Source organism: Streptomyces sp. NPDC056161, assembly GCF_042268025.1.
GTDB lineage: Bacteria > Actinomycetota > Actinomycetes > Streptomycetales > Streptomycetaceae > Streptomyces.
This window is the reverse complement of record NZ_JBHJUV010000017.1, coordinates 42,511-65,867: the sequence shown is the minus strand read 5'-3', so window position 1 is coordinate 65,867 and position 23,357 is coordinate 42,511. Positions and strand designations below refer to the sequence as shown.

The window sequence follows — 23,357 nt, the reverse complement described above, 5'->3', positions numbered from 1 at the left end:
CGAGTAGTGTTCAGCACGTGCTGGCCGAACGTAGACACCAACTCATCCTGCGAGCCCTGCGCTCCGGCGGCCCCGCGGCCGTGACCGATCTCTCCGAACAACTCGGTGTGAGCCCTGCCACCATCCGGCGTGACCTGGTCAGGCTGGAGGAGGACGGCTTGCTCACGCGGGTGCACGGCGGCGCTGTCGTCGACGAGGGCGACCAGCCCTTCGCCGAGGTCGCCGAGATGCGCGTCCCCGAGAAGGACGCCATAGCCGTGCGCGCCGCGGAACTGATCAAAGACGGTCAGTCGGTGCTGCTGGACATCGGCACCACCGCCTACCGGCTGGCCCGGCAGCTGCACGGCCGCCGGCTCACCGTGATCACCAGCAACCTGGTGGTCTACGAGGAACTGGCCGACGACGAGAGCATCGAGCTGGTCCTGCTCGGCGGCATGGTCCGCCGTGAGTACCGCTCCCTGGTCGGCTTCCTCACCGAGGACAACCTGCGCCAACTGCACGCCGACTGGCTCTTCCTCGGCACCAGTGGGGTGCGGCCGGGCGGACAGGTGATGGACACGACGGTCGTCGAGGTGCCGGTGAAGCGGGCCATGATCAAGACCGGTGACAAGGTCGCTCTGCTCGCCGACTCGGCGAAGTTTCCGGGTACCGGGATGGCGAAGGTCTGTGATCCCGGGGAACTGGACGTGGTGGTGACGGACGCACCGGTGGACGCGGCGACGCGCTCCTCGCTGGAGGAGGCGGACGTCGAGGTGATCGTGGCAGGAAAGGTACAGACGTGAAGTTGACGATTCTGGGCGGCGGCGGGTTCCGGGTGCCGCTCGTGTACGGGGCGCTCCTGACGGACCAGGGCGAGGGCAGGGTCACCCGTGTCGTGCTGCACGACCTGGACGCCGGGCGGCTGTCGGCCGTGACCCGGGTGCTGGCCGAGCAGGCGGCGGGCGTGCCCGACGCGCCCGAGGTGATCGCCACCACCGACCTCGACGAGGCCCTGCGCGGCACCGACTTCGTCTTCTCCGCGATCCGGGTCGGCGGCCTGGAGGGCCGGGCGAACGACGAGCGGGTGGCACTGACGGAGGGCGTGCTGGGCCAGGAGACGGTCGGGGCGGGAGGCATCGCCTACGGCCTGCGGACCGTGCCCGTCGCGGTCGACATCGCGCGGCGGGTGGCCCGCCTGGCCCCGGACGCCTGGGTCATCAACTTCACCAACCCGGCAGGCCTGGTCACCGAGGCCATGTCCCGCCACCTCGGCGACCGTGTCATCGGCATCTGCGACTCCCCGGTCGGGCTGGGGCGCCGTATCGCCCGTGTACTGGGCGCCGACCCGAAACAGGCGTGGATCGACTACGTCGGCCTCAACCACCTCGGCTGGGTGCGCGGCCTGCGCGTCGCCGGCCGCGACGAACTCCCGCGCCTGCTCGCCGACCGCGACCTGCTCGGCTCCTTCGAGGAGGGCAAACTCTTCGGTGTCGAGTGGTTGCAGTCCCTCGGTGCGATCCCGAACGAGTACCTGCACTACTACTACTTCAACCGGGAGACCGTGCGCGCCTACCAGCAGGCGGAGAAGACCCGCGGCGCCTTCCTGCGCGACCAGCAGGCGCACTTCTACGAGGAGATGCAGCGCCCGGCTGCCAAGGCCCTGGCGACCTGGGACCATACCCGCGCCGAGCGCGAGGCGACGTACATGGCGGAGAACCGGGAGACGGCGGGCGCGGGCGAACGCGACGCCGACGACCTCTCCGGCGGCTACGAGAAGGTGGCCCTGGCCCTGATGCGGGCCATCGCGCGCGACGAGCGCACCACCCTGATCCTCAACGTGCGCAACCGCAGCACCCTGTCGGTACTGGATTCCGAGGCCGTCATCGAGGTCCCCTGCCTGGTCGACGCCAACGGCGCGCACCCGGTCACCGTCGCCCCGCTGCCCGACCACGCCACCGGCCTGGTCTGCTCGGTGAAGGCGGTCGAGCGGGAGGTCATGTCCGCGGCGGAGTCGGGCTCGCGCACGACGGCCGTGAAGGCGTTCGCACAGCACCCGCTCGTCGACTCCGTCAACGTGGCCCGCCGGCTGGTCGACGGCTACACCGCCGTCCACCCCGGTCTGGCCTACCTCAAGTAGACGCTTTCCCGCCCTCTCTGGAGACTTTTCATGCATGACGAACGCCGCCGGATCGAGGAGCGCGTAGCGCGTCTCCACAACCAGCGCATCAAGCCCGCGATCTACGCGGCCACCACCCCCCTCGCGGTCGAGGCATGGCAGGCTCCGGGCGAGCCGGTCCCGTTCGACGAGGCCGCGGCGGCCCCGTACGAGCCGTTCGCGATGAACACCCCCTGGGGACCGCCCTGGGGCACGACCTGGTTCCGGATGAGCGGACAGGTGCCCGCCGAGTGGGCCGGCAAGCGCGTCGAGACGGTCATCGACCTCGGCTTCGTGGGCGACTGGCCGGGCAACCAGGCCGAGGCCCTGGTCCATCTGAACGACGGCACCCCGCTGAAGGCGGTCAACCCGCTCAACCAGTACGTGCCGATCGCCAACCCCGCGGCGGGCGGCGAGGAGATCCACTACCTCGTCGAGGCCGCCTCCAACCCGGACATCCTCGCAGGCGACTTCGCGGGCCCGACCCCGCTGGGCGACGTCCTCACCGCCGGCGACCAGCCCCTGTACACCTTCAAGCGCGCCGACCTCGCCGTCCTGGACGAGAACGTCTGGCACCTGGACCTCGACATCGAGGTGCTGTACGAACTGATGCTGGAGCTCGGCGAGCACGACCCGCGCCGGCACGAGATCATGCACGCCCTGGACCGGGCGATGGACCTGCTCGACCTGGACGACATCTCCGGCTCGGCGGCCCACGTCCGTGCCGCGCTCGCGCCGGTGCTGTCCAAGCCCGCGCACGCCAGTGCCCACACCGTCTCCGGTGTCGGCCACGCGCACATCGACTCGGCCTGGCTGTGGCCGATCCGCGAGACCAAGCGCAAGACCTCCCGCACCTTCTCGAACGTCACCTCGCTGGCCGACGAGTACGAGGAGTTCGTCTTCGCCTGCTCGCAGGCCCAGCAGTACGAGTGGGTGCGCGACAACTACCCGCAGGTGTGGGCCCGCATCCAGGAGTCGGTGAAGAAGGGCCAGTGGGCGCCGGTCGGCGGCATGTGGGTCGAGGCCGACGGCAACCTGCCCGGCGGTGAGGCGGTCGCCCGCCAGCTCATCCACGGCAAGCGGTTCTTCATCGAGCACTTCGGCATCGAGACCAAGGGTGTGTGGCTGCCGGACTCCTTCGGTTACAACGCGGCCTACCCGCAGCTCGCCAAGCTCGCCGGCAACGAGTGGTTCCTCACCCAGAAGATCTCCTGGAACCAGACCAACAAGTTCCCGCACCACACCTTCTGGTGGGAGGGCATCGACGGCACCCGGATCTTCACCCACTTCCCGCCGGTCGACACCTACAACGCCCGCTTCAGCGGCGAGGAGATGTCCCGTGCGGTGCGCAACTACCAGGAGAAGGGCGGTGCGACGCGCTCGCTCGCTCCCTTCGGCTGGGGTGACGGCGGCGGCGGCCCCACCCGCGAGGTCATGGAGCGGGCCCGGCGCCTGAAGGACCTGGAGGGCTCTGCGAGGGTCGAGGTCGAACACCCCGACGCGTTCTTCGCCAAGGCCCGCGAGGAGTACCCGGACGCCCCGGTCTGGTTCGGTGAGCTGTACCTGGAACTGCACCGCGCCACCTACACCTCCCAGGCCCGCACCAAGCAGGGCAACCGGCGCAGCGAACACAAGCTTCGCGAGGCCGAGTTGTGGGCCACGACGGCGGCGTTGCACGCGCCGGGCTACTCCTACCCGTACGAGAAGCTGGACCGGCTGTGGAAGACGGTGCTGCTGCACCAGTTCCACGACATCCTGCCGGGGTCGTCGATCGCCTGGGTGCACCGCGAGGCGGAGGCCGAATACGCGCGTGTCGCTCAGGAACTGGAGGAGATGACGGCCGAGGCCGTCGCCGCGCTGGGCGGTGGCGGGGCCCGTGTCTTCAACACGAGCCCGTACGACCGCGCCGAGGTGGTCCGTACGGCCGAGGGCACACCGGCGTACGTGGAGGTCCCGGCGAGCGGCAGCGCACCCGTCGAGGCCGCCGAGCCCGCGCAGCCCGTGACGGTCGACGGACGCGTCCTCGACAACGGGCTGGTGCGGGTCGAGGTCGCCGAGGACGGGACCCTGTCCTCCGTACGCGACCTGCGTGCGAACCGCGAAGTCCTCGCGGACAAGGGCAACCTGCTCCGTCTGCACACCGACCTCCCGAACTACTGGGACGCCTGGGACATCGACAAGCACTACAACAACCGGTACACGGACCTCCTGGACGCCGAGTCCGTCACGGTCGTCGAGGAGGGCCCGCTCATCGCCGCGATCCGTGTCGAGCGTGCCTTCGGCAAGGGCTCGCGCATCACGCAAACGATCACCGTCCGCGCCGGCAGCCCCCGTATCGACATCGAGACCGACATCGACTGGCACGAGGCGGAGAAGATCCTCAAGGCGGGCTTCCCGGTGGACGTCCGGGCGCCGCACTCCTCCGCGGAGATCCAGTTCGGCCACGTCCAGCGGCCCACCCACACCAACACCAGTTGGGAGGCGGCCCGCTTCGAGGTCTCCGGCCACCGCTGGGTGCACATCGGCGAGCCCGGCTACGGCGTCGCGGTCATCAACGACTCGACGTACGGGCACGACGTCTCCCGCACGGTCCGCGAGGACGGCGGTACGACCACCACGGTCCGCCTCAGCCTGGTGCGTGCCCCGCGCGTCCCCGACCCGGGGGCGGACCAGGGACGACACCGCTTCACGTACTCCCTGCTGCCCGGCGCGAGCATCGGGGACGCGGTCGCGGAGGGCTACGCGCTCAACCTGCCGCTGCGGGTGGCGGACGCGGCGGGCGCCCCGGAACCGGTCGTCTCCGTGGACGGCGAGGGCGTGACCGTCGAGGCCGTGAAGCTCGCCGACGACGAGTCGGGCGACGTGGTGGTGCGGCTCTACGAGTCGCGCGGCGGGCGTGCCACCGGCACCCTGCACACCGGCTTCCCGCTCGCGGGCGCCCACGTCACCGACCTGCTGGAGCGACCGCTGAACCAGGCGGACATCGACGGGAGGGGCGGCGTCACCGTGGAACTGCGACCCTTCCAGATCCTGACGCTCCGCCTGGAGCGCGCCGCGACCGGCCGATAGGTCCGATCCGCCGAGGGTGGGCGCGGCAGCCACTGCCGCGCCCATTCTTTCATTCCCTGAAGTCCCTTGCTCCGCCGAGGAGTCGATCCCCGCCGGTCGGGGGCGAGGGTCCGGCTCCGCGGCAGCCGTTCGTCTCCTTCGAGACCGGCTGACGGGCGGGATCGACCAGCGGCGTCTTCCCTGCTACCCGCACCGACCAGGGGCCTTCTACGGGCTCAGCGCATCCGCCACCGCCCGAGCGGCGACGCCGTCGGCGACCGTCGCACCCTCCCAGCCGGCGAGCACACGGTCCAGGTGCTCGTGGGCCGGGCGCGCGGCCAGGACCTCGGCCGCCTTCCACAGGCGCCGCCACCGCGTGACCGCTTCGTCCACCGCGGCGTGGGTGCCGTCGCCCCTGACGCGCACCCGGCGCAGCAGGGCGGCGCTGGCGGCGCGTGCGTACGCGGTGAAAGCAAGCTCCTCGGCCAGCCGGAAGAAGGCGTACCTGCCGAACTGGTAGTCCCGCGCCGCGTCGCCCTCCTTGCCGTCGAGGGCGGCCAGTTCGCACACGTAGCGGAGGTTGCCGTACTCCTGGAACCCCGCCGCGGCGGCCAAGGCGCCGGTGTGGACGGTGAGCGTGCCGAACGGGGTGTCCTGGATCCGGGCCGGACGGCCGTCGAGCGCGCCGGTCCTCGCGGCGGAGTGCCCCAGCGCCTCGGTTGCCGCCGCGAGCCGGTCGGGTGCCGCCCTGAGGCCGTACGTGTCGAAGCGGAAGTAGCGCCCGGACAGGCCGTGGACATCGTGCTCGGGGAACGCCGCGGACAGCAGGACCGCGATGGGCAGTGCGTAGACTCCGGCCCACCAGCTCTGCCCCTCCACCACCTCGATCTCGGTCCCCTCGCGCTGCGGCCGGAGACGGTGGACGGCCAGTCCGTGCGGCAGAAGACCCGGATTGGCCTGGGCATACGTCAGCCACGGCACTGCCGCGTCGTCTACGAGGAGCAGTGCGCCGCCGCCGGCGTGGGCCTCGGCAACGGCGTTCGGATAGTCGTCGCGGGTGGCGCTCGCGTCGGTGACGGTCACGCCCGTCACGCGCTCCATGACGGAACGCCATCCCGTGCCCTGCGCCGAGAGGGCGACGTCGGAGCGTTCCGCGAAGCGTTGGGGAACGGTCGTCATCCGCCGAGTGGCGATCTCCAAGGACCACTCGGCCCCGATCACCTCGCTGACCGCCTCGACACCATGGCGTTTCAACAAGCTCGCGGCACACCCCAGCTCGCACACCGGAGTGGCCACCACGGCGTCCGCTTCGCCTTCCAGCCGCACGACGTGCGGCGTCGGGCCGGCCGTGCCGGTCACCGCCGGAGTTCCCTGCCGGCAGGGGGCGCCGGGGCCGGTGGCCGGCCGCCGGGCGCGGCGGTGCCCGGCGGCGCCGCGTACTCGCCTGCCGCGGGCGTCCGGCCGGCGCCGGCGAGTTCGGCGCGCAGCCGCGTCCGGTCGACCTTGCCGTTGGGGGTGCGGGGCAGCGCCGCGAACGCGGCGACCCGGACAGGCACCGCCGCAGGATGCAACTGCCTCCGACATGCCTCAAGCACCTCCTCGGTACGGATGCCGGCCGGTGCCACGGCGAGTGCGACAGCCCTCCCGCCACCGGCCGCCGGCACATCCACCGCGCAGCACTCGCGGACTCCGGCGGCCCCCGTGGCGGCGGCTTCCACCTCCGCGGTCTCGATCCTCACCCCTCTGACCTTCAGCATGTGGTCTTCGCGCCCCTGGTAGAGGCAGGTTCCGTCGTCCAGCACGCGGACCAGGTCCCCCGTGCGGTACGCCCGGCCCCCGGGAGCGGATGCCAGGGGGACGAAGCGCGCGGCGGTGGCCTCCGGGTCGCCCCAGTAGCCGTCCGCGAGGGTCGTGCCCGCGACCCACAGTTCTCCCGCCGCTCCGGGGCGCGCCGGAACGAGTCCGTCCTGCGTCAGCACCCAGCAGGCGTCGCCCGGCACCGGGACCCCGATCGGGACGGCTTCTCGCGGAGGGCCGCTCACGCGGTGGTAGAGGCACACGTTCGTCTCGGTCGGCCCGTAGAGGTTGGCGTGGACCGCGCCGGGCGTGGCGTTCACCAGCGCCGCCAGCTCCCGTGGAGGGAAGACCTCACCGGCGAACAGCACCACGCGCAGCGAGACGAGGGCGTCGGCGACAGCTGACGCGGCGGCGCCGAGGCGGGCCAGCGGAAAGGGAACGGAGTACCACACGGTCACCCGGTGCCGGCGGATCCAGTGCGCCAGGTCCACCGGGAAGGACGCGAGGTGCTGGGGCACCAGGTCGAGGGCCGCGCCGGCGACGACGCTCGCGTAGAGGTCGAGCACGGAGATGTCGAAGGCGAACGTGGTGAAGCCGGCGATCACGTCCCGGTCGCCGATGTCGAACTCCCGTACGGCCCAGTCGCAGAAGGACCGTCCTGCGCGGTGGGAGACGACCACACCCTTGGGCCGCCCTGTCGACCCCGAGGTGTAGAGGACATATGCGGGACCGTCGGCGCGCGCGGACCACTGCGGTACGGGCGCGGGCGCCGCCGCGGGGGACCCGGCGACGCCGTCCTCGGACAGCAGTGCCGTCCGGTCGACGGGCACGGCGGACACGGACGTGGCCGCCAGCTCGCTCACGGCACGGGCGCCCGGCCCGGCGACGGCCGCGACCGTGCAGTCGGCCAGCACGTATCGCACTCTCTCCGCGGGCCAGTCGGCGTCGAGCGGAACGCACACCGCGCCGCAGGCGAGCACGGCGTGCATCGTCGCCACGGTGGCGGCGTCCCGTACGCCCGTTACGGCCACCCGGTCACCGGGCCGGACGCCGGAACGGGTCAGGGCGTGCGCGATGAGGCGCGCCGCCCGTGCCAGCTCCCGGTAGGTCACAGGGCCGGCCGCGTCGATCACCGCCCTGTTGTCCGGGGCCCTTCGCGCGGTGTCGTCCAGCACGGCAAGGTGCCGCACGCCCGTCTCCTGCGGCGCTCGGGCGGTCACGCGCTCGCCCCCCGCCCGGAGAGGTACGCGGCCAACTGCCGGGCGGTGTCGAAGTTCGCCAGCGAGAGGTCCTCGGGCGCGATCACCACGCCGTGTGCCGTCTCCGCCCACGCGACCATCTCCATCAGGGTGAGGGAGTCGAGCCGTCCGGAGCTGAACAGCCGCTCGTCGGCGCCGCAGGGACGGGCGAGCCGGCCGCCGTACCAGTCCGTTACTTCGGCGAGCAGGTCTTCGGAGGCCTCGTTCATGGAGTGGCTCCTGCCGGGGCGCGGTGCACAGCGAGAAGAAGACAACAGGGACGACCGTCGGACGCGCAGGCTCTCTCTGTCAACAGAACGCCGCATTTTATTGACAGTGTGACGCAAAATCGTTGCAACTCTTTGAGAATCGTCAACTGCCATGTATAACGCTGGAGGTGGGAGAGGCACGGGTGTCCCGAGGCGCTCGCACTCCGCCTCCGGAAGATCACTCGGTGAGACGGAAGGGGCGGCCGATGTTATTCCTCGACTCAGCCGATGTGACGCGCTCCCAGCCCTGGCTGGACATGGCGGTGGTGCGGGGCGTCACGACCAACGCGACACTGATGCGCAAGGCCGGCGTGATGCCGGTCCAGCTCGTCGTCAAACGCCTCCTCGACCTGGACCCGGGCGAACTCCACGTCCAGGTGCTGTCCGAGGACGAGGAGACCGCGTACGGCGAGGCACTCGCGCTGGCCGATCTCGACAACCGCGTACGGATCAAGGTTCCTTTCGTCACCTCAGGCGGCCGCTACCGCACCGCGCTCATCCGGCGCCTGCAGAGTTCCGGCGTCGCGGTGAACGTCACCGCCTGCACCTCTCGCGCGCAGGCGTACGCCGCGCTGGCCCTTTGCCCCTCCTACATCAGCCTGTTGTGGTGCCGGACCCGGGACGCCGGGGAGAGCCCGGCGGAGGTGACGGCCGCCCTTGCCCGCCGCCGGGATCGCGACGCTCCGGACTGCCGAGTACTCATCGGCAGCATTCGCGAAGGCGCGGACGTCACCGCGGCGCTCGACTCGTGCGCGGACATCGTCACCGTGCCCCCGGCCGTCCTGGAGGACTGGCTCCACAGCCCCGCGAGTGTCGCCATGGCAGGGCAGTTCGCCGCCGACGCGGCGGAGCTGACGCTGTGACGAGAGCCGTGCCGTTCGCCGCCCCCCTGGTGACCGAGGACGCGGTCGAGGCGGTCACGGACGTCCTGCGCAGCGGATGGATCGGGACCGGTCGGATCGCCCAGCTGGCCGAGCAGGAACTGGCGGACTACCTCGGGGTGCCGGCGGCCATGGTGGTCAGCTCCGGCACGGCGGCCCTGCACCTCGCCCTGAGCGCCCTGGGTGTCGGCCCCGGTGACGAGGTGATCGTCCCCACCGTCACCTTCACCGCCACAGCGGCGGCGGTGGTCCACGCCGGAGCGACACCGGTTCTCGTGGACGTGGAAGAGGACACGCTGCTCATCGACGTGGCCGCGGTACGCAGGGCGCTCACCCCGCGCACCCGGGCCGTGCTGGCCGTGCACTTCACGGGCAGGATGGCCGACGTACGCGCCCTGCGCGCCCTGTGCGACGCCCACGGACTGCTGCTCGTCGAGGACAGCGCGCACGCGTTGCCGGCCGAACGTGACGGAGTGGGCCCAGGCATCCTCGGCGACGCCGCCGCCTTCTCCTTCTTCGTGACCAAGCCCCTCACCAGCGCGGAGGGCGGCCTTCTCGTCCTGGGCCCGGCAAAGGCCATGGAGCGTGCCCGGGTGCTCGCCCAGCACGGCATCGACCGGGACGCCTACGCCCGGCACCGCGAGTTCGGACGGTCACCGCACTACGACGTGGTCGCGGCCGGCCACAAGTACAACATGCCCGACACGGCAGCCGCGCTGCTGCGCACACAGGTGGCCAAGGCGGACCAGTGGTACGAGCGACGGCGGTCCATCGCCGCCACGTACCACACGCAACTGCCCGCCGCCCAGGGGCTGCAACTGCCCGCCGAGGACAGTGAGGGCAACACATCCTCCTGGTACCTCTACGTCGTCCAGCTGCCGTCCGGCCTCGATCGCGACGCTGTCGCCGAAGAACTCGCACGCAGGGGCGTCGGCACCAGCGTGCACTTCCGCCCCCTGCACCAGATGTCGTACTACAGCAGGACGTTCGGCGTGCGGCGGGAGGACTTCCCCCGCGCCGAGGCCGCTTTCCCCCGCCTGCTCTCTCTGCCGATCTTCCCCGCCATGACGGACGAGGACACCGCCCACGTGGTCACGGAGTTCACCTCGCTCTTGAAGGAGTTGGGGAAGGAATGAGACAGGTGGTGGTGCTGTGCGGCGGTTACGGGCGCCGGATGGGAGAGATCACCGGAGGCCGGCAGAAGTGCCTGGTCACCGTCGCCGGCCGTCCTTTCCTCTGGCACGTCCTCGACGCGGCGGCCGTGGAGCCCACGATCGACGAGATCGTGCTGCTGGCCGCCCATGAGGCCGCCCGCGTCGAGGAGTTCGCCGAGCACTGGCACCGGGCCAACGGCCAGGTCTCCCGGGTCCGCGTCGTGGCGGAGCAGGTCGCCGCCGGACCGGTGGCCGCCCTGCGCGCTGCCGCGGACTCTCTCGCACCGCAGTTCCTGCTCCTGCTCGGAGACGTGCTGCCGCCGCCGGGCGAGGACCTGCGGGATCGACTGTCCGCCACCGCGCACGAGACGGGGGCGGACGCCGTGATGCTGACAGCACCGGTGTCGGCGGGGTACGACCCCGGCAACGTGCTGGCCGAAGGAGCACGCGTCACCCGCTACGGCGCGGCAGCGACGGGGGAGCTGATCGACCGGGGCGTCCGGTGGATGCGCGCGGACGTGGTCACCGACGTGGCCGGCGACGACGACGCCCGCTTCTTCGGCACACTCGCCCGGCAGGGCCGGCTGGCCCACCATCGGGTGGACGACAAGATCGTCGAAGTGGGAACCCCGCAACGGTGGTCGATCGCCGACGCCCTCCTCTCCGACCGCGGTGGACCGGCGAGCGGCGACCGGGCGGAGGGCTCCCGATGACGACAGCCGTCTCGACAGCCCCGTTGCGGCTGAGCCTGGCCGGCGGGGGAACCGACCTGCCCGAGTACTACCGCCACGGCCCCACGAACGTCACCGCCGTGGCTCTCGACCGGTTCGTGCACGTGGCCGTGGCCGACACCCCGGAGCAGGCCCTTCGCGCCGTGCCCGCCGCCGTGCACCGGGTCTCGCCCGCCGAGGCCGAACGGCACCCGTACGTCCGCGCGGCCCGCGCGATGCTGGGGCTCGACGGCCCGTCCCACGTGGCGGTCGCCTCCCAGGTGCTCCCCGGATCCGGTCTGGGAGGCTCCGGCGCCTTCACCGTTGCCCTGCTCGACGCGCTCGCCCGGTTCGCCGGCCGCGCCCCCGGCGCCCGGGAGAGCGCCGCACGCGCCTTCCGTCTCGAACGGGAACTCCTCGGACGGTCGGTGGGACAGCAGGACCAGTGGATCGCGGCGCTGGGCGGCGCGGCACGCCTGGATTTCTCCCCCGACGGCACCGTCGACGCCGCCTCGGACCCGGAACTGTTCGACACCGTCGCAGAACTGCTGGCCGGCGGCGGCCTGGTCCTGGCACGGACAGGCGAGGAACGGGACGCGGCCGATGTCCTCGGCAAGGCGCGGCCGATCACCCGCGAGGACCATCGGTCGGCAGTGGAAGCGGCCCGCACCATGGACCGCGCCTACCGGTCGGGGAACCCGCGGCTGATCGGCGCGGCGCTCCGCGCGCACTGGTCCGCGAAGATCCGCCGCAACCCGGCGGCCGACCATGCCGCCTGCCGGCGGGTTCAGGAGGCGACCGGCACGGCAGTACACGGCCTCAAGGTCGTCGGCGCGGGCGGCGGAGGCCACCTGCTGCTGGCCGTCGAGCCGACCGAACGGCGTCGGACACTCGACGTCCTGACCGGTCTCGGCCTCACCCCCCTCCCCGTACGCGCCTGGCCGAGAGGTCTCCAGCAAGGACTGCCCGCCCGTGCGCACACGGGCCGGGACCCGCTCGGGGGCGGGACGGCGGAACGGGAAAGAGGGGAGGCACCGGCATGCGGGTGGGGATGATCGGTTCCGGAGTCCAGGCCCGGCGCAGGGCGGCGGCTCTGCGGCCACAGGACCGACTGGTCGCGGTCGCGGGACCGGACACCGCCTCCGTGCAGGACCTGGCACGTCCGGCCGGCGCCGCGGTACGGCGCGACTGGACGGAGCTGCTGGAGCGGGACGCCGTCGACGCCGTCGTGGTGGCGACGCCTCCGCACGTGCACGAGGACTCGGCCGTGGCGGCACTCGGGCACGGCGTCCACGTGCTGTGCGAGAAGCCGCTCGCCCCGTCGGCCGCCGCGGCCGGCCGGATGATGCGGGCGGCCGCCGCGCACCGGCGGACACTGTGGTGCGGATTCAACCACCGCTTCCACCCCGCCGTGCGCGCGCTGGGAGAGGCGGTCGCCGCCGGCGGACACGGGCGGGCCCTGTCCGCCATCGCGGTGTACGGGCATGCCGTACGACCGGGCTACCACACGGAATGGCGGGCCGACCCGGCCGTCGTCTCCGGCGGCCAGCTGATGGAGCAAGGCATTCATCTGGTCGACCTGGTGAGCACGCTCCTGTGGCCGGTGCGGGACGTCTTCGCCCACCTCCAGTCCTCGTTCGGCCTCCCGGCCGGCCTGGAGGACGACGCACACGTACTGCTCAGATCCGAGCAGGGACAGGTCGCCTTCGTCCGCAGCAGCCTGAGCCAGTGGCGCAACCGCTTCCTGCTGGAGGTGACGCTGGAGGACGCCACCGTCCGCGTCTCGGGACTCGGGGGCTCCTACGGCGATCAGACCCTGACCGTCGAGCCACGGTCGAGCGGCCCCTTCACCGCCCGGGAGACCGTGTTCCGCGGCCCGGACCCGACCTGGCGCGAGGAGTGGGAGGCGTTCTGCCGGGCGACCCAGGAGCGGACCCTCCGGACTCCCGACGAGAGCGGCCCGCGCTCCCTGGCCATCGTGGAAGCCGCCTACCGATCCGCCCGCAGCGGCACGTGGGCCGATGTGACAACGGAGGAACAGTGAGCAGCACGATCCTGCGCGACCAGGCCCTGGACCTGGTGAACGGCCTCGACCTCGACGCCGTACGGGGCGCCTGCGCCCTGCTGGACGAAGTACGCAACAGGCACGGTGTCGTACTCACCGCGGGCAACGGCGGCTCCAGCTCCACCGCATCCCACTTCGCGGCTGATCTGGCCAAGTTCACCCGGCAGCCCCGACAACCCTCGTTCCGCGCCCTGTCACTCACCGACAACGTGGCCTGCCACACGGCGTGGACCAACGACGACGACCCCTCGCTCGCCCTCCGGCACCTGGCCGAACCCTGGCTGCCGAGCGGGCCCGACACCCGTGACGCGGTGGTGCTGTTCTCCGTGCACGGCGGCTCACTTGACGGAGACGTGTCGAACAACCTCGTCGAGCTGGCCCGTCACGCACGCGAACGCGGCGCCTTCGTCATCGGTGTCACCGGCTTCGACGGCGGGGCCCTGGCCGCACTGAGCGACGTGCACATCAACACACCTCTGTTCGAGGAGCCCTACGCCACCCCCGCGGTGGAGTCCGTGCACGTACTCCTCGCCCACGCCATCTGCCTCGAACTCTCCGGCAAGACGGTCCAGCAGCGCTGAGGAGCGCACGTACCGCGCGACGCACGAACGACCGGACAGACAAAGGAGTCGCTATGACGACCGAACAGACCGTCCTGGTGACAGGCGGGGCGGGCTTCATCGGCAGCCATGTCGTCGATCTGCTGGCGGCCAGGGACATCCCGGTGGTGGTCGTCGACGACCTCTCCAACAGCACACGCGAGCACATCCGCCCCCATCTCGACAGCGGCGCCGCCGTCTTCCACCGACTCGACATCCTGCGCACGGACGACCTGGCCGAGATCATGTCCGACGGCGTGGACCGGGTGATCCACCTGGCGGCGAGCGTGGACATGCGCGTCGGCTTGGCGAACAACTGGGTCGACGTCAACCAGTCCGTGCTCGGCACCCGTTCCGTGCTCGAAGCCATGCGCGTCAGCGGGGTCGCGAAACTCACCTTCTCCTCCTCGTCCACGGTCTACGGAGAGCCCTCCGTCCGCCCCACCGCCGAACACGACGGGCCGTTCCTGCCGATCTCCGTCTACGGCGCCGCCAAGCTCGGGGCGGAGGGGCTGATCTCCGCGTACAACCACCTCTACGGCATCGAGGCGGCGATCTTCCGCTTCGGCAACGTCGTGGGCGGGCGGATGAACCACGGTGTGATCTACGACTTCCTGGAGAAGCTGCGGCGTGATCCGCACCGGCTGGAAGTCCTCGGCAACGGACGGCAACGCAAGAACTACTTCCTCGCCGAGGACTGCGCGCGCGGCATCGCCGACCTGGCGCCGCACGCCGCGGGAGGCGTGCTGGTGGCCAACCTGGGCACGGTGGACACGGTCGCCGTGACCCGTATCGCGGCCATCGTGGCCGAGGAACTGGGGCTGAACCCCGAGATCGAGCTGGGGACCGGCGAACGCGGATGGCCGGGCGACGTGCCCGTGGTCGAGTTCGACCTCTCCCGGGCCCACGCACTCGGTTGGCGGGCCGAACGCGAGTCCGAAGCGGCCGTGCGCGAGGCCGTGAGGCGGCTGGTGAAGGAACGCGCCGATGCCTGACGTCCTCGTCGTCGGCGACTGGCACCTGGCCTCCGTCACCGTCGCGGGCCTGACGGAAGCGGGCTACACGGTGACCTTGCGCGCCGGATGCCCCTGGGAAGCAGACCCCGCGGCGGCCCAGGCGCTGCTGGCGGGCCGGCGAGCGGCGGGCGAGCCCCGGGTGGCCGAAGTGATGGCCGGCGCGGCAGCGGCGGCCGGTATACGGACGGCCGAGGGAGCCGACGAAACGCAGGCGGCCGCCGTGACCACCGACCTGATCGTGATCGCCTTCGACTCCCGCACCACGGCCGACGGCTCCATGGCGGACGACCGGCCCGCACGCAGCGCCGAACACCTGCTCTGCACCGTCGGCCGCACCGCTCCGGTGCTCCTGACCAGCCAGGTACGGGCCGGCACATGCGACAGGACGCTGGCAACCACCGGCGCGGCTCCCGAGAGCCTCGTCCACGCGCCGGAGAACCTGCGACTCGGACGCTCGATGGCGGACTTCCTGCGTCCGCACCGCCTGGTTCTCGGCTGCGCGGCCCTGGAACTACCACCCGCGGTGAAGGAACTGACCGCACGCCTGGAACCCGGCCGGGTACTGCACACCGGTCTCGTCGAGGCCGAACTCATCAAACACGGCACCAACGCCTACCTGGCGGCGTGCATCACCCTGGCCAACGACATCGGAGCCGTGACGGCATGGCTGGGCGGCGACCCGCAGACCGTACTGGAGGGCGTGCGCGCCGACGAACGGGTCGCCGCATCGGCCCCGTTGCGCCCCGGAGGCCCCTACTCGGGGGCGACCCTGCAACGCGATGTGCGGGCCCTGTGGGAGCAGGGCGAACCCGTGGGGCGCGACGGCCTGTTCCGGGCCATCTCGGCCGCCAACTCCGTCCACTCCCTGGCACCGTTGGCCGTACTGGACCGCCGGCTGGAGGGGCTGCGCGGACGCCGGATCTGCCTGCTCGGGTTGACCTACAAACCGGACGTGACCACGCTGCGGGACTCGCCGGCCCGGACCCTCGCCCACGAACTGTCGGCACAGGGGGCCCATGTCACGGCCTACGACCCCGTCGCGGACCAGGAGGAGATCGCGGGCCTGCACCGGCACGCCCGGCTGGCCGAGGCCGCCGACGGCGCCGACTGCCTGGTGGTCGTGGCCGAACATCGCGCCTTCACCCACCCCGGATTCCTGGATGCCGTCCGCCCACGCCGGCCACTGCTCCTGAGACTGGCGGGGACGCGGACGGACAGCAGCGTGGCGACCCCACCGGGCTGGCAGAGCATCGATCCATGGCAGAGATGACCGCACGCACTCCCCGCTGGTGTGTCTTCCTCGACCGCGACGGCACGCTCAACAGCCACGTGACGCGGGACGGCCGACGCGGCTCGCCCCGCACAGCCCAGGAGTGGCGCTGGGAGCCCGGCGCTCCGACCTGCCTGCGGGCGCTGCACCAGGCGGGCGCACACCTCGTCGTCGTCACCAACCAGCCGGACCTCGCCCGAGGGCTGCTGGACCACCGCGCGCTGAGCGCCCTGCACGCCCTCCTGCCGGACATGGCGGCCGTGTACGTCTGCCCGCACACGGCGGCGGACCGCTGCCGCTGCCGCAAACCGTCGAGCCACTGGCTCAGACAGGCCGCCGCGCGCCAAGGGATCCACCTGAAGGACAGCTTCCTGATCGGCGACCGGCCCACCGACGCACAGTGCGCGCTGAACGCCGGCGCGCGCGCCGTGCTCATCACGGGCAGGAACACGGACAGCACGGCCGACGGGCTCGACTACGCCACAGATCTCCCGGCGGCCGTCCGGACGGTGCTGCGGCACCGCGCCCACCAAGTGGCCACCGGCTACCGGGAGCGCCACCCCGGCGCGCCGCGGAGGGAGAGTCAGACATGGCAGTGAACGACACGTACGAGTCCGCGCTCCGGCCGCCGGGCGGGCCGGCCACGCCCGGGAGCGGACGCAGGCGCCACCAGGTGGCCGTACTGCTCCTCACCAACGAGGGCTTCCGGCAGACCGAGGGCGGCGTGGCCCGCTACGTGCACAACATCCTGGCCGCCAGGGACGGCGCGGCAACCTCCGCCGAAGCCCGCGGAGTAGAGCTGAGCTGGCACGTCGCCGAACGTGCGAGCTGCGGGGGAACCGACGACGCGGTGTTCGCCGCGGCGCTGCGGCGACACGCACCGCCCGGTGAAGTCCGCTACCACTCCCTCGCCGACCCCCGCGCCCACGCCTGGGAGGTCGACCACTTCGAACACTGCCTGGCACTGGGCGCCTCCGCCGCCCAGGTCGCCATCACCGTGGCCGAGGACACCGACTCCGTCCTGGTCGTCTCGGGCATGAGCATGTTCGCCATGACCGCGCGCTTCCTGATGCGCGCCGCGGACCAGCTCGGCATCGACGCCACATACGTCCACATGACACACAACCCCGTGCTGCGGCCCGGTGGTGACGCGGAGCTTCCCGAGACCTACGCCGACTCCGTGATGGGCCACCTCGCGCGCTCCGAACCCAGGGTGTGCGTGGGCTGGGAGTCCTTCTGGATGCGCGAGCAGTACCAACAGGTCTACGGGATACCCGACGACAAGTTCCTCTTCGCCCGCGCGGGAGTTCCCACCGGGGCCGACAAGTTCCGCCGCCTCCGACCGGATCCCGGCCTGCTGCGGTCCCTCGGCGTTCCCACCGACCGCGACCTCGTGGTCAGCTGGGGCAGGGGAGTGGCCGAGAAGGGCTTCGAGCTGCTGATCGACGCCGCACACCGGGCCGGCGACGCACTCCTGCCCGTCGTCCTCAACCCGTTTCCCAACCCCGCTCTGCGCGAGCACGCACGAGACGTCGGCTCGCCCGCGGTCCTGCTGGACGGACAGGACGACCAGGTGCTGTCCGCCCTGTGCCAGTGGCCCCGCACACGGTGCGCCGCCTTCCTGTCGGAACGCGAGGCCGCATCAGTGACACCGATCGAGGCGGCACTCATGAGCAACGGGGGAGGACTGGTGGTGGTGGGCGTTCCGGCCGGCGTGTACCCCGAGTTGATCGAGCACGGTGCCACCGGCCTGATCACCGAGAGCCGCGAGCCGGGCGCCGTCGCCGACACCCTGCTGGCCGTCCGCGCAATGGACGACGAGGCGCGCGCCGAGATGAGCCGCACCGCACACCGGCGTGCGGTGCGGGAGCACGACTTCCACACGAACTGGGCGCATTCCTTCGAGGAGTTGCTCGACCGGCACCTCGCGGTCATCGGCCTGCCCGGGTTCGCCCCGGCGCCCTGAACGGGCCGCGCCCCGGCCGCCGCACACCAGAAGGGAACACCGTATGTCCGGCCACACGCCCCTCGTCAGGGCAGACGCTCTGGTCAAGCAGTACGGAGAGTTCACCGCCGTGGGCGGGATCGACTTCAGCGTCCGACCGGGGGAGGTGTTCGGGCTGCTGGGCCCGAACGGAGCCGGCAAGTCGTCCACCATGCGCATGGTCTGCTGCACCTCCCGGCCGACCAGGGGCAGACTGACCCTCTTCGGGCTGGACGCGGTCACGGACGGCCCGGAGATTCGGCGGCGTCTGGGTGTCTGCCCCCAGCAGGACACCCTGGACCCGGAACTGAGTCTTGCGCAGAACCTCACCGTCTTCGCCCGCTATTTCGGCATCCCCAGGTCCGAGGCCCGCCGTCGCGCGGACGAACTGCTGGAATTCGTCCGCCTGGCCGACCGGAGCGGCACGCGGGTGGACACTCTGTCCGGGGGCATGAAAAGACGCCTCAGCATCGCACGGGCACTGATCAACAATCCCCGACTGGTCCTGCTCGACGAGCCCACCACGGGCCTCGACCCGCAGGCCCGCCATCTGCTCTGGGACCGGCTGGACCACCTCCGCAGGAACGGCGTCACCCTCATCCTCACGACGCACTACATGGACGAGGCGGAGCAGTTGTGCGACCGCCTGGTGGTGATGGACAAGGGACACATTGTCGCGGAGGGAGCCCCCACGGCACTCATCGCCGAGCATTGCAGCAAAGAAGTGGTCGAACTCCGCTTCGTCGACGAACCCGGCGCGCTGCGGGCGGCGCTGGACGGCCTCGGTCTGGAGATCGACGTCCTGCCCGACCGGGTGCTCGTCCACGCCGACGACGGGGACGCCGCCGCGGGGGCCGTGCACCGCAGCGGCGTCCGCGTCCGCAGCGCCACCGTCCGCAGATCCGGTCTTGAGGACGTCTTTCTCCGCCTGACCGGCCGGACGCTGGTGGACTGACCATGACCCTGCACTCGGTGTCCGCGGTGACCGCACATTTCGCCACCTCCTACCGCCGCACATGGAGCAACTCGGCGTTCAACTCGTTCGTCCTGCCCGTCTGCCTGCTGGTGGGCCTCGGCTGGTCCCTGGGCCGCTACGTGCACGACCCCGCAGTGGGCACCTCCTACCTGGACTACGTCGCACCCGGCCTCTACGCCGGCAGCGCGGTGCAGATCGCCGCGGTGGAATCGGCCTGGCCCGTCTTCGGAGGCTTCGAGTGGAGCCGTACCTACCACGCCATCCGCAACACCCCGGCGACGGTGACCGACATCATGACCGGCCACCTGCTGTGCGTACTGCTGAAGGTCATGCTCGCCGCCTGCGGGTTCCTCCTGGTGATGACAGCGTTCGGCATACCGAGATCATGGACCACCCTGCTCGTCCTGCCTGTGGCACTGCTCCTCGGATGGGCCGTGGCCGCACCGGTCTTCGCCCTCAGCGCGACCATCCGCCGACCGGGAGCGTACGACGTACTGTTCCGCCTCCTCGTCGTGCCGATGACCATGCTGTGCGGGGTCTACTTCCCGCTGAACGATCTGCCCCAGCCCTGGCAGGGGATCGCCTGGGCGCTCCCGCTGAGCCAGGGCGCCGAACTGTCGAGAATGTGCGTGCTCGGCGGATGGGACACGCAGCGGGCCGTTCTCGATGTGCTGGTACTGGCCTGCTGGGCCGGGGCGGGAACGGCCCTGGCGGTGCGGGCGTTCAACCGCCGGCTGTCGGACTGAGGAGCCCTGCGTGAACTTCGCCGATACCGCCCCCGACACCGGCAGCACGACTGCCCGCCTCAAACGTGTCTACGCCGTGTTCGCGCGCAACGTGGACGCGGCCAGGCATCCCTCCTACCTCTGGGTGATGCTGTCAGGTGTGTTCGAACCCGCCTTCTACTTGGCGTCCATCGGGTTCGGCGTCGGAGCACTCCTGGACAGTGTGTCCTTCCACGGCAGCACAGTGGACTACGTCCCCTACGTCGCCGCCTCCATGCTCGCCGCGTCGGTGATGAACGGCGCCCTCGCCGAAGCCACCTTCAACTTCTTCACCAAGCTGCGCATGGTACGGCTGCACGACGCGACGGCACTCACCCCGGTCTCCGCCTGGGAGGTCGCAGCCGGGGAGGTGATGTGGTCGGTGGCCGGCGGTGCCGTGCACTCCGTCCCCTTCCTGGCACTGATGGGGGCGCTGGGACTCACCGACCCTTCGCGGTTGCCCGTGCTGTTCGCCGCCTGTCTCTTGAGCAGCATCGCTTTCAGCGCGCTGGGCGTCGCCGCGGCCACGTTCCTGCGCGGCACCGAGGACTTCGACCGCGTCAACCTGATCGCGTTCGCCATGTTCCTCTTCAGCGGAACGTTCGTCTCGCCCGACACCTACCCCCTTCACCTGGACGTCCTCGTCATGGCGACTCCCCTGTGGCACGCGGTTTCCCTCACCCGGGACCTGGCCTTCGGGCACACCGGCTGGAGCGACCTCGGCCACGTGGGCTACCTCGTCGCGCTGGCCGTGCTCTCCTGCGCGCTCGCGAGCCGCCGCCTGGACAGGCTGCTGCACGCCTAGCCGTCGACCCCTGGCAGTCCACCGGCCGGTGACGCCCCGCCGAAGGGCGCCGGGCATCTGGCACGATGATCGCGTGATGGGCGAACAGGACGTGATCGCGGTACTCGACGAACTCACGGACGCGGACGTGACGGCGTGGGTGGACGGTGGCTGGGGCGTCGAAGCTCTGCTGGGCACGGTGTCGCGGCCGCACTCGGATCTTGATCTGGTGGTGCTGCGCACAGAGTTGGACACGATCCGTGCGGCTCTGGCAGCCGCCGGATTCACCCGGGTGCTGCGAGACGTACTGCCGACCGCGCTGGCCCTCGCGGACCAGGCCGGACGGGAGGTGGATCTGCACCCGGTCGACGCGACGGAGGACGGCGGCGGAGACCAGGTGCTGCCCGACGGAGGCACGTTCCACTACCCGGCTCCGGTACCCGGCAGGATCGGCGGGCACACGGTCCTCTGCGTCGACACTGACACCCAGTTGCGGGCCCACCAGGGCTACCCGCTCACGGACAAGGACCGAGGCGACATCGCCCGGCTGACGGCCCACACGGCAGTCCGTTGAGGCAGCCGTATTCCTCCCCCGGCGCCCGCCGACGGCGACGTGGGCGAGGCGGGCGTCGGTGCCGTTGACGGGTGCGGCCCGAAGCCACCGCTGCTCACCACCGTCAGGGCGCGTCTCACGTTCCACGCCGCCCGCGCGTCTTCACTACGGACAGACTGCTGTGCAGAGAGGTGATCAGAATGGACGTCCGGCACGCCTATGTGGACGGCCCGGTGGGGCGGCTTCTGCTCGTCGCCGGTGATGACGCGCTGATGGGGCTGTATTTTCCGCGCTATCGGTACACGCCCCCGCCCTCGTCATGGGGCCGCCGCGTCGAGACCTCCGCCGATCCGCTCCTGGCGCAGGCGGAAAGCGAACTCGGCGAGTACTTCGCGGGGGAGCGGCAGGTGTTCGACGTTCCGGCGGTGACGAACGGAGACGAGTTCCAGGAGCGGGTCTGGGCGCAGTTGCGGGAGATCCCGTACGGCGAACGGATCACCTACGGCGACATCGCGGTCGAACTGGGCAGCAAGGGGTTCGCGCAGATCGTGGGCCAGGCCGTGGGGCGCAACCCGGTGAGTATCGTCATCCCCTGCCATCGGGTGATCGGTGCGGGCGGCAAGCTCACCGGATTCGGCGGCGGGCTCGAACGCAAGCAGATCCTGCTGGACTTGGAGGAGCCGCCCGAGGCACGGGCCGAGCGGCTGTTCTAGCCCCGTCCCTACGCTCCGGCCAGAGGGCACACCCAGCCGCGCGAACGCATCGGCCTGACCCGCGCCCGCACCCGCACCGTGCAGACGGTCGCCGAACTGTTCGCCGACATCGGCGACGCCGGCAACCTGCCCTCGCGCACCACCCTCGGCGCGGCCTACGGGGCGGGCCGTGGACGGTGGGCCACCTGGCCATCCGCGCCGGCACCGACCGGGACGCCTTCCCCGCCGGCGGCCCGGTCCTGCGGCGCGTCCTGGCCGCCCGCGGCGTCGGCGACCCCGCTGCGGCGGTCGAGAGCCGGCGGCCGTGGCGCAGCTACGCCGCGTCCCGGCTGTGGTCCGCGGCCCGGAAAAAGGTCTTGGACGTTTTCCGTCTCCGGCATCTCTCTCCGGCATCTCACGTTCGCAGGTGGGGGCACGTCTCCCAGGCGAGACCGAGATTCGGTCCGGAAGGAGAACGGCACATGTCCGACATCCGCACCCAGCAGGACCTTGCCGAGCTGTTCCGCGGCTTGCACGACGGCTTCCTCGTGCTGCCCAACGCCTGGGACGCGGCCAGCGCTCACCTGATCACCACGATCGGTGCCAAGGCCATCGCGACTTCGTCGGGCGCACAGTCGTGGTCGCAGGGCGTCCCTGACGGCCGCTCGCTGGCCAAGGCGGACGTGCTGGCGAATCTGGAGCGCATCGTGGCGGCGACCGAGCTGCCGGTCAGCGCCGACATCGAGAACGCTTACGCCGACAGCGCCGACGGCCTGCGCGCGATGGTCACGCAGTTCCTGGCCACGGGCATCGTCGGCGTCAACCTGGAGGACTCCGGCGCGTCCGACGGGCCGCTTCATGACACCGTGGCCGCCGCCGAGCGGATCGCGGCTGCCCGCGCGGCGGCCAAGGACACGGGCGTCGACCTGTTCATCAACGCCCGCACCGACGTGTTCCTCCTCGGGGTCGGCGAGGAGGACGGCCGGCTGGCCGACGTCATCGCCCGCGGGAACGCCTACCGGGAAGCCGGCGCCGACGGCCTGTTCATCCCCGGCCTGCTCGACCTCGACGCGCTGGGCACCGTCGCGCGCGAGACCGGGCTGAAGATCAACGCCATGTGGCTGCCCGGCGCGCCCTCGCCCGAGCAACTCCGCGAGGCCGGCGTCTCCCGGTACTCCGCCGGCACTGCCATCGCCCAGGTCGCCTACACCAGCGCCGTCGACGCGGCCCGCGCGTTCCTCGCCGGCCGGGACAAGGCCATGGCCGAGTCCATCGACTACTTCGCGTTCAACGACAAGTTCGCGAAGTAGCCCAGCCCGGGGCGGGCGGCCGGCGCCCGAGCCGTCCGCCCTTCCGGCCGGAGTGGGCTGCCGTCCAGGTCTGCGCGGGCGCTGACTTCCCTCATGTGCCTTCTGTGCCATCG

22 protein-coding genes are annotated in these 23,357 nt (G+C 71.5%); 19 read left to right on the top strand and 3 right to left on the bottom strand.

The window, feature by feature from the left end; all coding sequences use genetic code 11:
- Positions 1–17: 17 nt before the first annotated feature.
- Genes ACFC09_RS17855 through ACFC09_RS17845 form a run of 3 tightly spaced genes read left to right on the top strand, consistent with a single transcriptional unit; the run spans position 18 to position 5,203 of the window.
- Positions 18–782 carry a DeoR/GlpR family DNA-binding transcription regulator gene (locus ACFC09_RS17855; protein WP_376529190.1) on the top strand — a complete coding sequence of 255 codons (765 nt, stop codon included), beginning with the start codon at positions 18–20 and terminating at the stop codon, positions 780–782.
- Positions 779–2,116 (top strand): 6-phospho-beta-glucosidase, encoded by a 1,338-nt coding sequence (locus ACFC09_RS17850; RefSeq protein WP_376528944.1) that lies wholly within the window; start codon positions 779–781, stop codon positions 2,114–2,116. Before ACFC09_RS17855 ends, ACFC09_RS17850 begins: the two co-directional genes overlap by 4 nt.
- Before the next feature lie 30 nt (positions 2,117–2,146).
- Positions 2,147–5,203: an alpha-mannosidase gene (locus tag ACFC09_RS17845; RefSeq protein WP_376528942.1), complete on the top strand. Its 3,057-nt coding sequence runs from the start codon at positions 2,147–2,149 to the stop codon at positions 5,201–5,203.
- Between the two features lie 207 nt (positions 5,204–5,410).
- On the opposite strand, the gene ACFC09_RS17840 is transcribed toward ACFC09_RS17845, so the two are convergent.
- From ACFC09_RS17840 to ACFC09_RS17830, 3 genes are read right to left on the bottom strand one after another with little or no spacing between them, the layout of a single operon-like run.
- Positions 5,411–6,541 carry a hypothetical protein gene (locus ACFC09_RS17840; protein ID WP_376528939.1) on the bottom strand — a complete coding sequence of 377 codons (1,131 nt, stop codon included), beginning with the start codon at positions 6,539–6,541 and terminating at the stop codon, positions 5,411–5,413.
- A complete protein-coding gene (locus ACFC09_RS17835) occupies positions 6,538–8,169 on the bottom strand; it encodes an amino acid adenylation domain-containing protein (protein WP_376528936.1) in 1,632 nt (543 codons plus the stop codon). Before ACFC09_RS17835 ends, ACFC09_RS17840 begins: the two co-directional genes overlap by 4 nt.
- A 26-nt stretch (positions 8,170–8,195) precedes the next feature.
- Positions 8,196–8,447, bottom strand: coding sequence for an acyl carrier protein (locus ACFC09_RS17830; protein ID WP_376528934.1), 252 nt, complete (start codon positions 8,445–8,447; stop codon positions 8,196–8,198).
- Positions 8,448–8,692: 245 nt separating this feature from the next.
- Here ACFC09_RS17830 and ACFC09_RS17825 point away from each other — a divergent pair, with 245 nt between their 5' ends.
- The 16 genes from ACFC09_RS17825 to ACFC09_RS17750 all read left to right on the top strand — a co-directional run bounded on the left by ACFC09_RS17825 (position 8,693) and on the right by ACFC09_RS17750 (position 23,244).
- Positions 8,693–9,349, top strand: a complete 657-nt coding sequence (locus tag ACFC09_RS17825) for a transaldolase family protein (RefSeq protein WP_376528931.1) — start codon at positions 8,693–8,695, stop codon at positions 9,347–9,349.
- Positions 9,346–10,503 carry a DegT/DnrJ/EryC1/StrS family aminotransferase gene (locus tag ACFC09_RS17820; RefSeq protein ID WP_376528928.1) on the top strand — a complete coding sequence of 386 codons (1,158 nt, stop codon included), beginning with the start codon at positions 9,346–9,348 and terminating at the stop codon, positions 10,501–10,503. The genes ACFC09_RS17825 and ACFC09_RS17820 overlap by 4 nt, the downstream gene beginning before the upstream one ends.
- On the top strand, positions 10,500–11,234 hold the full coding sequence (locus ACFC09_RS17815; RefSeq protein ID WP_376528926.1) for an NDP-sugar synthase: 735 nt from the start codon (positions 10,500–10,502) through the stop codon (positions 11,232–11,234). The genes ACFC09_RS17820 and ACFC09_RS17815 overlap by 4 nt, the downstream gene beginning before the upstream one ends.
- Entirely contained in the window at positions 11,231–12,286 is a 1,056-nt protein-coding gene (locus ACFC09_RS17810; RefSeq protein WP_376528923.1) for a hypothetical protein, read from the top strand. The genes ACFC09_RS17815 and ACFC09_RS17810 overlap by 4 nt, the downstream gene beginning before the upstream one ends.
- Positions 12,271–13,275 carry a Gfo/Idh/MocA family protein gene (locus ACFC09_RS17805; protein WP_376528920.1) on the top strand — a complete coding sequence of 335 codons (1,005 nt, stop codon included), beginning with the start codon at positions 12,271–12,273 and terminating at the stop codon, positions 13,273–13,275. The genes ACFC09_RS17810 and ACFC09_RS17805 overlap by 16 nt, the downstream gene beginning before the upstream one ends.
- Positions 13,272–13,877, top strand: a complete 606-nt coding sequence (locus ACFC09_RS17800) for an SIS domain-containing protein (protein ID WP_376528917.1) — start codon at positions 13,272–13,274, stop codon at positions 13,875–13,877. The genes ACFC09_RS17805 and ACFC09_RS17800 overlap by 4 nt, the downstream gene beginning before the upstream one ends.
- Before the next feature lie 53 nt (positions 13,878–13,930).
- Positions 13,931–14,890, top strand: coding sequence for an NAD-dependent epimerase/dehydratase family protein (locus tag ACFC09_RS17795; protein WP_376528915.1), 960 nt, complete (start codon positions 13,931–13,933; stop codon positions 14,888–14,890).
- A complete protein-coding gene (locus ACFC09_RS17790; protein ID WP_376528912.1) occupies positions 14,883–16,181 on the top strand; it encodes a UDP binding domain-containing protein in 1,299 nt (432 codons plus the stop codon). The genes ACFC09_RS17795 and ACFC09_RS17790 overlap by 8 nt, the downstream gene beginning before the upstream one ends.
- Positions 16,169–16,780: a D-glycero-alpha-D-manno-heptose-1,7-bisphosphate 7-phosphatase gene (locus tag ACFC09_RS17785; RefSeq protein WP_376528910.1), complete on the top strand. Its 612-nt coding sequence runs from the start codon at positions 16,169–16,171 to the stop codon at positions 16,778–16,780. Before ACFC09_RS17790 ends, ACFC09_RS17785 begins: the two co-directional genes overlap by 13 nt.
- Positions 16,771–18,147: a glycosyltransferase gene (locus ACFC09_RS17780; RefSeq protein WP_376528907.1), complete on the top strand. Its 1,377-nt coding sequence runs from the start codon at positions 16,771–16,773 to the stop codon at positions 18,145–18,147. The genes ACFC09_RS17785 and ACFC09_RS17780 overlap by 10 nt, the downstream gene beginning before the upstream one ends.
- A 43-nt stretch (positions 18,148–18,190) precedes the next feature.
- The gene (locus ACFC09_RS17775) at positions 18,191–19,120 is read left to right on the top strand and encodes an ABC transporter ATP-binding protein (protein ID WP_376528905.1); all 930 of its coding nucleotides are present in this window, start codon (positions 18,191–18,193) and stop codon (positions 19,118–19,120) included.
- 2 nt (positions 19,121–19,122) lie between these two features.
- Positions 19,123–19,887: an ABC transporter permease gene (locus ACFC09_RS17770; RefSeq protein ID WP_376528902.1), complete on the top strand. Its 765-nt coding sequence runs from the start codon at positions 19,123–19,125 to the stop codon at positions 19,885–19,887.
- Positions 19,888–19,897: 10 nt separating this feature from the next.
- On the top strand, positions 19,898–20,710 hold the full coding sequence (locus tag ACFC09_RS17765) for an ABC transporter permease (RefSeq protein WP_376528900.1): 813 nt from the start codon (positions 19,898–19,900) through the stop codon (positions 20,708–20,710).
- 76 nt (positions 20,711–20,786) lie between these two features.
- On the top strand, positions 20,787–21,263 hold the full coding sequence (locus tag ACFC09_RS17760; protein ID WP_376528897.1) for a nucleotidyltransferase domain-containing protein: 477 nt from the start codon (positions 20,787–20,789) through the stop codon (positions 21,261–21,263).
- Between the two features lie 179 nt (positions 21,264–21,442).
- Positions 21,443–21,955: a methylated-DNA--[protein]-cysteine S-methyltransferase gene (locus ACFC09_RS17755; RefSeq protein ID WP_376528895.1), complete on the top strand. Its 513-nt coding sequence runs from the start codon at positions 21,443–21,445 to the stop codon at positions 21,953–21,955.
- Between the two features lie 461 nt (positions 21,956–22,416).
- Positions 22,417–23,244 carry an isocitrate lyase/phosphoenolpyruvate mutase family protein gene (locus tag ACFC09_RS17750; RefSeq protein WP_376528893.1) on the top strand — a complete coding sequence of 276 codons (828 nt, stop codon included), beginning with the start codon at positions 22,417–22,419 and terminating at the stop codon, positions 23,242–23,244.
- Positions 23,245–23,357 lie beyond the last annotated feature (113 nt).